This window comes from Bacillota bacterium (assembly GCA_012837335.1).
Taxonomy (GTDB): Bacteria; Bacillota; Limnochordia; order Darwinibacteriales; family DTU012; genus DTU012.
In genome coordinates this window covers 34,092-46,439 of sequence record DURM01000009.1, presented here as the reverse complement: position 1 = coordinate 46,439, position 12,348 = coordinate 34,092, and the positions used below count along the sequence as shown (strand labels likewise).

The window sequence follows — 12,348 nt, the reverse complement described above, 5'->3', positions numbered from 1 at the left end:
CCCCCTTGCTTAAAATTTGATTTTATTTCCGAAGCAATATTAAAGTTTACATTAAATTAATTTTTGACACCAACTGCTGTTTTCCTGCCTGCTTACTGCTAAAGTATTATTTCCTGGGGAAATGCTTCACAGCGAGCGATATGCCACATTTTATCGATGTAAGCGGTTGTGTAAATCTGCTCAAGATTATGATAATAATATGCAGCTTGATCTGTTAGTTTATAGAAATCTTCGTGTTTGTAAATCAGCCCGAGTTTTTCCAACAGCCAAAACTCAAACCCGTATATCTTCTCCAGGGGCTCACCAACAACCGAGTGGAACTGCTCCGGTGACAGGCTCATAGAATAAGCACTCCAGAACAAATAATAGGCCGCCCGCTGGTACCGAGTAAACTCAAGGGTGAGCATTGTGGGCAGCTGCCCGGATCTGACTCTCTCTATATACGCGGGAATTGAGAAGGTGTTAATTTTAAACTGATCCCGAAGCAGTGAAGCAGCAGACACCCCGAAGCCCAAGAAGAAGTCTCGTGTAATCGAAGAATACTTCGGAGTTCCCGGTGCGGCAAAAGTCCACACCGAAGTTCGCTCTCTGCCTGCAGCTCTGCAGTGCTCTACCAGTGCCTGGAGCATTTGTTTTTTACTCCGCTTTGAGAGCGGCTTATATTTGTTATCCGCAAAGGTAAAATCGATGAAAGGATAGGTTGAAACTTGGGTAGCCCCATACTTAAATGCAGTATCCACATCCTGCAGCAGGGATGCTGTTGTTTGTCCAGGAATGGCAAAAATCAAATCTACATCGACTGCTGCAAAACCGGCATTACCTGCTAATTCCAGTTCCGCCTCTGCACTCTTTCCCATCCGCCCTAGATTGGCTAAACACTGTTTATCAAAAGACTGCACACCCAAACATACCATATTCACACCTGCATCTTTGAGCTTAGAAAGATTGGATGGGGTCAGATCTTCCGGATGGAGTTCGATGCCGATGCCTTCAGTTATAACAAAATACCGCTGGATGGCATTAATGATCCGTTCCAGATCATCAATCAGCAGGGCAGGTGTGCCTCCACCGAAGTAGAGGCTGGTCACCTGCTTTTTCCCTGCTGAAGCTTTACCCACAAGCTCTATTTCTTGGAGCAGCGCCTTGAGATATAATTCCACAAGCTCTGATTGATACTTGACTCGGCAGTAAGGACAGAAGCTGCACAGTGAGCGGCAGAACGGGATGTGCACATACAAACCCAGATTGTCCAAACAATGGTAATCAAGGTGATTGCTGTATTCGCTCTGAAATCGGAAAGGTTCAAAGCTGCGGGTAAGATACATTCGGATCAGCGAGGTCAGCATTTTAACTGCTCAGCAAATCATGGTAATCGCTGTTTTTTTCCATCTGGTCCTTCACAAACGAACACTGAGGAATAACCTGAAGATTTTCCTCTCTTACCCATTCAATAAACCTTTCAAGCAGCAGCTTAGCAACACCTTGGCCTCTCAGCTCATTAGAAACATAAGTGTGATTGGCTATCACCCGATTGCGCTCCGAAGGCACCCAAGTGATTTCTGCCAGTGGATTTGCTTCTGAATCGCCGATATAGAATTTATTTGTACCTTTTTTTATCTCTAACATTGATCGTTCAACTCCTTTCACTTTCCTGTGTAGTTAATGAAATGTTCCCCGTGCCCATATCAGATCCCTTTCTCTCCAAGCTATGCATAAGTGCTAAAAAAAAGAAGATATCAGCCAGCTCCATCTGCTGTAAGCTGATATCTTCTAGAAAATCTACACCATTTTGCTCAGCGCTTCCCAGATTCCGGTTAAGTACATTGCTCCAAGCGCTCGATCGTATAAACCATATCCAGGCCTGCCCTTTTCGCCCCAAATCATTCTACCGTGATCTGGTCTGAGATAGCCATCAAAACCTATTTCATACAGGGCTTTCATAACTTCAAACATATCCAAAGAACCATCGCTGGATAAATGTGATGTCTCGTGGAAATCACCCGGAGCGTAGATCTTTAGATTCCGCACATGAACAAAATGAATCCTACCTCTTTTACCAAATTCCCTAATCATTGCCGGAAGGTCGTTATCCAAATTAGCTCCCAAGGAACCTGTGCATAATGTCAGTCCGTTGTGGGGAGAATCCACTAGGCTGAGCACCCTGGCTAAATTGTCTCTGTTAGTAATAATCCGAGGCAGACCAAATACAGACCACGGCGGATCATCCGGATGAATTGCCATCTTTACACCGGTTTCATCACAGACAGGCTTCAGCCTTTCCAAAAAGTATTTGAGGTTATCAAACAGCTTGTCCTCGTCCACTGCTGCATACTGGCTCAACACCTGCTTCAATTCCGCCAGTCTTTCCGGTTCCCATCCCGGCAGAGAAAATCCCTGCGAGCCTTCTCTGAACCGTTCAATAATTTCCACCGGATTGGTATCTATAATCTTATCCTCATGATATGCCATAGCATAGGAGCCATCCTCAAGCTGCATGGCCAAATCAGAGCGGAGCCAATCAAAGACAGGCATAAAATTATAGCAGATCACCTTTACACCTACACTGGCGAGATTTCTAATGGTCTGGATGTAATTGTCGATATATTGATCCCTGGTGGGCAGTCCCAGCTTAATATCTTCGTGAACATTTACGCTTTCCACGACTTCAAACTTAAGCCCGCTCTTTTTGACATCATCAGCTAAAGCGCGAATTTTATCCAGCGGCCACTCTTCTCCAACTGGCACATCAAAAAGGGCTCCAGCTATACCACTTACCCCAGGGATTTGGACGATATATTCCAAACTAACATGGTCGTCATCTCGGCCGAACCAGCGCAAAATCATTTTCATTACTATCACCTCATTTGTTGAATTTACAGTGATATGGTGCTTTCTATCCGATCAATGCAGCATTTTTTATACTTTTTACCGCTACCGCAAGGACAGGGATCGTTTCTGCCAACATCCCAGATTTCACGCTGCACCCATACCAATCTTTCTTTAATATGTGAAGGTGTCATTCGCCGCTTTAATCCAAACACTATTGTGTTCATGTAAGGAGCAATATAATTAAAAAACTGCTGATAGGCACCGCACAAGTAATTTAAACCCTTTTCGCCGTCGCTAGTTCGGATAGTCCTATTCTTAGGACAGCCGCCGTTACAGATAAATCTAACCGCGCACTCTAGACATTTCCGCGGGAGAGTTTCGAATTTATTTAGTCCAAATTGAATTTGCTGGTTCGAATTGGCCATTTCAACAAGAGATTTTTCTTTTATATTGCCTAATTTATATTCTGGAAAAACAAAGTGGTCGCAGGAATAAACGTCTCCATTGAACTCCACCACTTCAGCATTTCCACAGGTTTTCGAAAAAGTGCACAAGGCCGGTGGAAATCCGGCCCAGGCCCTTACTGCATCCTCAAAAATCTGCACAAATACTTGACCGTAATCTTTATTAATCCATTCATCAAAAATGGCAACCAGAAAATTACCATAATCTGCGGGATTCACAGAGAGCTCGTCAGTATTCCCCAGATTGTCATAATTTACGATGGGAATAAACTGAATAAAGTCGCCACCTAATTCTTTTATGGAAATATACACGTCCAAAGGAAACCTAGAATTCAAATTGTTGACAGTGCAGAGAACATTATACTCAACTTTGTGCTTTTGTAGAAGCCGAATTCCACTCACGACCTTGTCATATGTAGGGCGGTTGTGCTTATCTTTGCGACACAAATCATGCAGTTCCTTTGTGCCGTCCAAACTGATACCGACTAAAAAATTATTTTTCTTGAAAAAACTGCACCAATTATCATCTAAAAAAATCCCATTTGTCTGGAAGCTGTTTTGAATGTGCCAACCCGAAGGTAAATATTTCTTTTGCAATTCAACCGCTTTCTGAAAAAATTCAAGCCCCCGAATTGTCGGCTCTCCGCCCTGCCAGCCAAAATTTATTATAGGTCCGGACTGGATCTCAATATACTGTTTTATGTATTCCTCAAGCAGCTCGCAGTCCATCTGAAAGGATTTTTCTTCAGGATAATTCTTAACCTTACAGCGCGGGACATTGGGAAAGACCATGATTGAATGATTAAGATGATATGCATCGGCTGTTCTTCTGGATGTTTGACTCATTTCCAAACTCCTTTGCGGTCGAGGACTTACAGATTGTTAAATGCAAGTACAATATTTAACATATCATACTTGCATTTATAGTGTAGATTACTTGTCTGCTGATTCAACAACTACTGCTTGAGTTTGAGCTACGATGCAAAGACTGGCTGCTTTAAATGTATGTTCCTGAGTCATAGCATTTTCTGTTCCGTTTAAACAATCCAGGATGAACTGACCAAAAAACGGAAAGCCCACTTGACCGGAAACATGAAAATGCTTTTCGCCTTCATGGTTTACCAGATATACATGGTCGCCGCCCTGATCGCGAACTATGTCAATATATTTTCTAACTTCAATATAACCATCTGTTCCTAAAATCAGAACGCGGCCATCTCCCCAAGTTCTCAGTCCATCTGGAGTAAACCAATCGACTCTAAAGTAAAATGTTGCACCGTTATCAGCGATTAAGGTAGCATCGCCAAAATCTTGGAATTGAGGATAATCTTTGAAGTTATAGTTAGCAACCTTGCTGTGAACAACCTTTGCGTCTTTGGCTCCGGTGTAGTATAAAAACTGCTCGATTTGATGACTTCCTATATCGCAAAGAATTCCACCATAACATTCAGGATCGAAAAACCAATCCGGTCTCTGTGAAACATTAGCTCGATGCGGTCCGGTACCAATCACCTGGACGACGCGTCCAATAGCTCCTTCCTCAACTAACTGGCCCGCAAATACAGCTCCTTCGTTATGAATCCGTTCGCTGTAATAAATTCCCCACTTTAATCCGGTTTCCCGAACTTTCTTCTCAGCAGCTTCTACCTGCTCTAGTGTTGTAAAGCCTGGTTTGTCAGCAAAGAAATGCTTACCGCTGTCCAACGCCTTTAAACCCCATTTGTGCCTGTCTACCGGTATACTTGCACAGGCAATGAGATTAATAGACTCATCGCTCAAGATCTCTTCTGCTGTTTCAGCAGCTTTGGCTTGGGGATATCTTCTGCAGAAGGTTTCTACTTTCTTTGGATCAGGGTCATATACCGCAACCAAGTTTGCACCGGCTTCAATTAATCCATTGCACATGCCGTAGATGTGCCCATGGTCTAAGCCGATTGCTGCAATTAAAAACTCTCCATCCTGTACAACTTTGTTTGGTTTCCCCTTGGGAGCATAGTTCATTCCGTCTCGTCTATTCATAATATTTTCACCCCATGTATTTTTACATTGACTAATAATTACCGCCGGTTGTAATTTCGTTATCTGAGAAATTCTCAACGCTTACCTTCTTTTCATAAAATTTCACAGCATGTTTTAATATGCCTGCGTGGGTATAGAAAGGACTGTCCTTGCCAAGAGGTAGTTTTACAGTCTCTCCTAAACTTGCTGACTGGTAAATAGCTGTGATTAATTCCAGCGTTTGTCTGCCATCTTCCCCTGTAATCAGGACATCCTGTTTGCCCTCTACCGCCGATAATACATCCTCAATTTGACCTTTGTGGAACTGGTATTTAAGCGGTTCGCGTTGATCGAAAACCTTTTGGATCTCGGCTTCCAGCTCCAGGTTAGGCTCAGGAAATCCATTCCCTTTTGACTTTGATGCTACAACTTTCCAGGGTACAGAAACTCTAGCATCCTTACCTTGGAAAATCAGCTGCTGCTCCTCTCCGTGATGAATCACGGAACTGGTTATTTGAGCCAGGGCTCCGCTGGCATACTTGCAGATGGCAATTGAAATATCCTCAACTTCAGCATTGTCATGAGCTGCATTGCTCATAACGGCTGTAACTTCTTGCGGCATTCCATTCATCCAGCGGAAGATATCAATATGGTGCACAGCATGGTTTAAAGTCGGGCCTCCTCCTTCTTTTTCCCAGGTGCCTCTCCACCATAAGTCATAGTAACTGTAACCTCTCCACCAGAAAGAATCTACCTGCGCATGGACGATCGGGCCCATCGAACCGGAATCTAATACATCCTTTAACTTCATCATTGGAGTTGCGAAACGATTTTGGGAAATGATCGACAAAATCTTGCCGTTTTTAGCGGCCGCTTCATTCATGGCATCGCATTCTTCCAGTGAGGAAGCCATCGGTTTCTCGCAAAGCACATGCACTCCGGCATTCAGAAAATTAATTGAGATTTCTGCATGTGTATATGGTGGTGTACAAACAGATACTAAGTCAATGTCTTTTCTATCAAGCATTTTTTCGTGATCATCATAAATATCTACATCTAAATTGTACCTTTTGGCTGCTGCTTCTGCTTTTTCCGGGTAAATATCGCACAGGGCTACAATTTTACACCGATCCTTAAATTCTAAAAAAGCTTCAATATGCGTGGGAGCAATTGCACCCACCCCAATGATTGCTACATTAATCATTACCTCAACTCCTTAATATTGCTGTTGTTTGTGATCAAATTGAACTAGTGCACAATTGATTCCGATGAGAATAACTCAAAGCAGTCGGGAAAAGGGTTGCTGCTGATCGATAAAATTATCCTAGTTGGTTATCACAGGAACCTCTTCTCCCTTGTGCTCAAGCAGGTTCTGTCGTGGATTCTTGTGCCTTTGGGCTTTGGTATCGCTCCATCTAGCAGAGGATCATCTGTTTTTTCCATCCAAACCTGAAGCTTAACCGCAAGCGTTTGATACACATCTTGATAGCTGCTGTGGTTAACCAAATTTCTTTTTTCTAACGGATCTAAATATAAATCAAAGAGATACTCAGATTCCCGTTTGTGCTCTAACAAACCATTTTCCACTAAGAAATTCTTGGTAAGTCCATCGTCTATATTAACTGCAACGATGTCATTGTGGTCGTCAAAAAACTTGATATACTTGTATCTCTCAGTTCTAATGCATCGCATTGGCTCATAGGCGGCATGAAAATTGATTTCTGCATAAATCTCTTCCTGCACTGATTCGACTTTTTTCTCCATTAAAGGAAGTAGCGAATTACCTTTTACCCAAGGTGGCTTTTCGACACCAAGAAAATCACAAACCGTTGGATAAATATCGATATGAGACACTAAAGAATCGACAACTTCGCCCCTACTCGGATTTGCGGGGTACTTTATGATTAAAGAAACTCCGATGCCTACATCATATAAAGTGCATTTCATTCCCGGGAAGGCGATTCCGTGGTCTGTGGTGAAAAAGATCAACGTGTTTTCTTCCAATCCGGAATTTTTTACAGCCTCCATGACCATTCCGACGCATTCATCTACTCGATGCACACCCTTAATAAATCTTGCCATATCTTTTCGCGTTTCCGGATTATCATGAATGCCGAAGGGCGGGCATACATAATTGGGATTCACATCATCTTCTTCAAGTTGGGGAAAGGGACGATGAGCACTCATCATGCCAAAGGATAAAAAGAAGCTCTTGTTTGGCTCCCTGTTCTCAAGAAACTGGACAACCTTTTTGGCGTTGTTTAAATCGGAATCATTACCCAGATACCTGCTGTAGCCCAGCTGATCTAAATCTGATGATTCATGCTGGAAACCACACAGTACTGTCTCTATTCCATTTGCTCTAAGATAATGTGCCAAGTGCTTAGAATGATCGTTAATTTTAAACCCTCTGTGGGTCAATCCCAGCATTCCGATAGAATGGGGATATTCGCCCGTTAACATGCTCGCTCGGCTCGGTGAACAGGTAGGTGCGGTACAAAAAGCTTGGCGAAAAAGAGTTCCTTCTTTAGCTAGCTTAAATAGATTTGGAGTTCTGACATTGTGTCCGTAAGGTTCTATAAACCGCCCTACATCATGAGTGTGTATGTAAATGATGTTCAATACTTAAACCTCCACAGATACAGATTTCAGCAAGCTAAACACTGCGTCACCTTTACTTTATAAAAGTCATTGAATTTTAGTAATGCAAAATGTCAAGATAAACTTGCACTTATTTAAGGAGGCTCGGTTTCCTACCGCGGCAGAGGCTGCTCAGTTATGGTCGGACCGGCTACCCAAATCGTACCGTCTGGGTTAAACCCCATTCTATCAATGCATACCTGACGGTTGCCGCCACCTTTTTTGGGATCGGTATGGATATGGTAAACAATAAACATTTCACTGTTATCAGGCGATAAAGTGACGCTGTGATGGCCTGGTCCTGAAATTTGCTCATTGTTGCTCGCCAATATAGGATTTCCTTCGTATTTTACAAATGGACCCAGAGGATGCTCAGAAACTGCGTAACCGACCGAATAATCTCTTCCAGCATAGCAGTTAGCTGAGTACATCAAATAATACATTCCTTTATGCTTCAGAACAAAAGCACCCTCGTTCCATCGCCACTTTGGACCGGACTTAAGTTCCCACTCCTGCTCTGGTTTAGTCAATAAAATGGGCTGCCCGCTGACGCTGAGCATATCATCATCCAGCTTGATTCCGTAAATATGGCTCTCGTGCCGACCTTCAACAATATTTTCCGAACAATCCCTGGAGTAGTACAGGTATTTTTGATCATCATCATCAATAAAAACGTGGGCATCAATAGCAGCGTAGCCAAAATCAAATAATGGTTCCTCTAAAACATCAACAAAGGGACCCAGAGGGCTGTCAGACACGGCTATACCAATACGCAAACTGTCATTTTTACGCCAGCCAGCTGTATAATACATGTAAAACTTTCCCTGATATTCAACTACCTCAGGAGCCCAAAATCTGTTGTGGCCCCAGGTATCTTCATCTGCTTGGTAAACAACCCCCTTATCGACCCAGTTCACTAAATCAGTGGAAGTCCAGACCTTAAAACCGCGAACTCCACCGGAAGTCGGATAACAGTAATACCTGCTGTCGGAGGCCTTCAAAACAAAGGGATCTCCTATGTTGTTAATCGCTAGTGGATTTTTGTATGTCATTGCAGCAATCACCCTTCAGATATTTTGAACAATCTACGAACGAACTTTGCGTCTTTTCTGATAGTTAAACTGCTGATTTTGGTCTCTCCCGGTAATTACATGCATTACCGGGAGAGCACTGCAAATCGTTTAACGAAGCTTAGCAGCTTCTTTGATTTGAGCTTCGCTCAGAGCATAGTTCCAAATTCTAACTTCATCTAACACACCACCGAAGTATCTAAACGTCGGGGATTCAGTGCCCAAATAAATCTGGGGGAAGTTGGCTTGGAAATTGATATTATCAACAGGTGCATTTGCTCTGCGCACAACCAAATCGCCATCTAAGTAGACAAGAACATCGCTGCCATCATAGACCAAAGCAATGTGATGCCACTTATCTACTTCCCAGCCGATTGATTCCGGGCCAGCACTGCCATCCACTGCGATGTATGCTAATTGCTGCGCGAGGCCTTCTGCGTGTCCACCAATTAAAATCCTCACATTACCCGGTGCATTTCCGCCTGTTGAAATTAAAGCGTTCCATCCATCGGTTAGATATTCTGAATCAGCCATAAACCATAAATCGATTGAAAAGATATTGTCGGGGAAAACAAAATTTTCTGCGACAAAACCAGCATCTACTTCCAGATAACCTTTGCCGCTAAAACCTTCAAATTGAACTCCATCATTGACATATCCATAAACAAGATAAGCTTTGTTATAAGGAGTGATCTCTTCGGGGAAACCTTTATCGAAGGTCCAGTGGACAATCGGAGAACTGAAATGCTCGATGCGAATCTCCCAGGTTTCAACCCCTTCTTCACCGTGGATTTCGATAATCAAAGGTTCCTCGAAGTTATAGGAGGAAACGTAGTTTTCATGAACTTCGCCATTGTAATAGACAGCGTATCCTTCGGGAGTACCGAAAATCGGATTGTATTCTCTGCCTTCAAGACGTGTATTGGCACTGACATATGCGGTAATTGTCCCATTGACAGCATTGAGTTCGTAGTCATAGACTACGTTTTCGCCATTGGTATCAAGAAGCTCAAATGTCATGTTCATTAAAGGATTTCCGCATGCAGCCAAAAATAAAGCTGTTATTGCAACAAGCAATAAACCTGTCATACGTTTAATTTTTCTCGCTGCCATAGATAGACTACCTCCTTTTTTCTCCTTTACTAGAACTTTTTACTGCTTAGCTGTGTTAAAAGTTTCTAGGATCTGCTCATGGGTTAAGGCAATATCCCAAATTCTGACTTCATCAATCATACCGCCAAAAAACCGTTTCGATGATTCCTGGCCGGCATCAGGATACTGGGCACCTATAAATGACTCTTTAACAACACTAGTAAAATCGATTTCCTGTACATCAGCATCTGCATTTTCGTAAACCAATTCCCCATCAAGATACATTAACACGGAGTTGCCATCATATAACAGGGCGATATGGTGCCATTTGTCAGTTTCCCAGTTAATCTCTGCAGCTTCGCTTATACCGTCGACATGAATATGAGCTTTACCGATATTCTGTCCATCCAAAAGCAGGCGCACGTTTTTCCTTTGTTGACTTCCCGAGGAGAACAAGCCATTCCATTTCCCTGTATAAAAATAGTCACTGTCAGCATTGAACCATAAATCAACTGTAAAGATAGCTTCTTCGAACTGGAGGCTCGCGTTTGTAAACTCTTCAGAAATAACCAAGCATGCATTGTCTTTAAACAACATCGCATCGCCTGATACTCCGGGAACGAAATCAAGTTTTCCTTCTGCCGACGGGCTCAACTCTGAAGGCAGAGTTTTTCCATCAAAGGTCCAATGTACAAGAGGTTCAGGACCGGGTTCTACAGGATCGGTGTCGGAAACGATCTCCAGAATTACAGTCCATGTTTTAGTCTGAGACTTTTTACTGTCCTTAGTTACAGTAAACTCGACTGACTCACTGAAATCATAAACCGATTCTCCATTAACATGAGGTTCGCCATCATAGTAAATATCGTAGCCCTTGTTTACCGTAATCACAGGCTTGCCGTAAATGGCGTCAATTAAGTTTTCAGCCTTTACCGAACCTGTTACAACACCGTTTTTGACATCAATCACGACTTCCTGTTCCAAAACGCTGTTGCCCTCGTCATCTAAGATATCAAACGATAGAATATCTGCTAAATTTGAACCAAATCCAAGACAACCGCTCAAGACTAGTGACATAGACAAAATTATCAGCAATCCAAGATTAACTTTCATTCCATTCCGGTTCACTTATTTTCCTCCCCGCATAATATTTTGGAGTTGCCAAGTTGAAGCCATTTTGAGTTGGCTTCAACTTGAAACATATTTATTTGTTGCTTTCGTAGCTCGCTTTAATCTGTTCAGCGGAACGCGCATAGTCATAGATAACCATTTCGTCAATCATACCGCCGAAATTACGTCTGTTGCTGGTTGGATGCTGAGCACCGATGTAAAATCCTGGAGCTCCGCCAGTAAAATCAATATTTCCTACATTAGGATTTTCTTCGACCAATGCAAGCTCACCATCAAGATAAACCAACAGGTCGGTACCATCGTACACATAGGCAAAGTGGTGCCATGTATCGGGATGCCAATCAACAGACCGCTCCCCTTTGTGGTTGCCTACAGAAATATAGATTAATTGCTGCAGCAAACCTTCAGCATGGCCGCCAACCAACAATCTAACATTGCCAGGACCATCTCCACCGGTTGAAAACGCTGCATTCCAGCCATCCGTTTTCAAAGTGCTGTCCAGATAAAACCAGGTTTCGAGGGTAAATGTATTATCCGGAAAGACCAGATTTTCAGCTACAAATCCTTCATCCACAACCAAATATACATTTGGTCCAAAACCCTTGAAGTGGGGTGCTTTATCTCTTACCCCATCTACGAATTCTACTTCATTGTGCATGGTAAATTCTTTATGGAGACCATCTGCAAAATTCCACATTACAAGCGGACTGTAGGGGTCTTTAATCACAACCGTCCATTCTTTTGTCAGTTTAGGATCGTTGTCTTTGGTCACCGTAAAGATAACCGGTCCAGAAAAGTCATAAGCAGATTCACCATTAACATGCAGTTCTTCGCTGAAGTATACCTGGTATCTTTCGGTTACTTCGATATGCGGTTTCAAGTTTGTAATATCAACTGTTTTAAGATCACCGACCATTCCAATAATGGTTCTTCCTTTAGTGTCAATTAATGCTGCTCCCTCTAAAACTGAATTTCCATCATCATCCAGCAAATCAAAAGAAATGATATTTGCTTCATTAACCACTCGTCCAAAACAGCCAACTAGAGTAAAGGAAACGATTAAAACCGCTATCAACCCGAAGTTTAACTTGCCTTTAAGTGCGTTCATCACTTCACTCCACCTT

The 12,348-nt window shown here is 42.7% G+C and carries 11 protein-coding genes; all 11 read right to left on the bottom strand.

Going from position 1 to position 12,348, the window contains the following annotated elements; translation table 11 throughout:
* Positions 1 to 98: 98 nt before the first annotated feature.
* Positions 99 to 1,346 (bottom strand): radical SAM protein, encoded by a 1,248-nt coding sequence (locus GX019_01320; protein ID HHT35794.1) that lies wholly within the window; start codon positions 1,344 to 1,346, stop codon positions 99 to 101.
* A 1-nt stretch (position 1,347) separates the two neighbouring features.
* On the bottom strand, positions 1,348 to 1,626 hold the full coding sequence (locus GX019_01315) for an N-acetyltransferase (GenBank protein ID HHT35793.1): 279 nt from the start codon (positions 1,624 to 1,626) through the stop codon (positions 1,348 to 1,350).
* A gap of 153 nt (positions 1,627 to 1,779) precedes the next feature.
* Positions 1,780 to 2,850: a mannonate dehydratase gene (uxuA, locus tag GX019_01310; protein HHT35792.1), complete on the bottom strand. Its 1,071-nt coding sequence runs from the start codon at positions 2,848 to 2,850 to the stop codon at positions 1,780 to 1,782.
* 23 nt (positions 2,851 to 2,873) lie between these two features.
* Positions 2,874 to 4,139, bottom strand: coding sequence for an anaerobic sulfatase maturase (locus tag GX019_01305; GenBank protein HHT35791.1), 1,266 nt, complete (start codon positions 4,137 to 4,139; stop codon positions 2,874 to 2,876).
* Positions 4,140 to 4,226: 87 nt separating this feature from the next.
* Positions 4,227 to 5,312 (bottom strand): Gfo/Idh/MocA family oxidoreductase, encoded by a 1,086-nt coding sequence (locus tag GX019_01300; GenBank protein ID HHT35790.1) that lies wholly within the window; start codon positions 5,310 to 5,312, stop codon positions 4,227 to 4,229.
* A gap of 31 nt (positions 5,313 to 5,343) precedes the next feature.
* Positions 5,344 to 6,495: a Gfo/Idh/MocA family oxidoreductase gene (locus tag GX019_01295; GenBank protein HHT35789.1), complete on the bottom strand. Its 1,152-nt coding sequence runs from the start codon at positions 6,493 to 6,495 to the stop codon at positions 5,344 to 5,346.
* Positions 6,496 to 6,626: 131 nt separating this feature from the next.
* On the bottom strand, positions 6,627 to 7,913 hold the full coding sequence (locus tag GX019_01290) for a sulfatase (protein HHT35788.1): 1,287 nt from the start codon (positions 7,911 to 7,913) through the stop codon (positions 6,627 to 6,629).
* A 131-nt stretch (positions 7,914 to 8,044) separates the two neighbouring features.
* Positions 8,045 to 8,983 carry a family 43 glycosylhydrolase gene (locus tag GX019_01285; GenBank protein HHT35787.1) on the bottom strand — a complete coding sequence of 313 codons (939 nt, stop codon included), beginning with the start codon at positions 8,981 to 8,983 and terminating at the stop codon, positions 8,045 to 8,047.
* A gap of 129 nt (positions 8,984 to 9,112) precedes the next feature.
* A complete protein-coding gene (locus GX019_01280; GenBank protein HHT35786.1) occupies positions 9,113 to 10,027 on the bottom strand; it encodes a LamG domain-containing protein in 915 nt (304 codons plus the stop codon).
* 126 nt (positions 10,028 to 10,153) lie between these two features.
* Positions 10,154 to 11,221, bottom strand: a complete 1,068-nt coding sequence (locus tag GX019_01275) for a LamG domain-containing protein (protein HHT35785.1) — start codon at positions 11,219 to 11,221, stop codon at positions 10,154 to 10,156.
* Positions 11,222 to 11,297: 76 nt separating this feature from the next.
* A complete protein-coding gene (locus GX019_01270) occupies positions 11,298 to 12,332 on the bottom strand; it encodes a LamG domain-containing protein (GenBank protein HHT35784.1) in 1,035 nt (344 codons plus the stop codon).
* Positions 12,333 to 12,348: the final 16 nt, after the last annotated feature.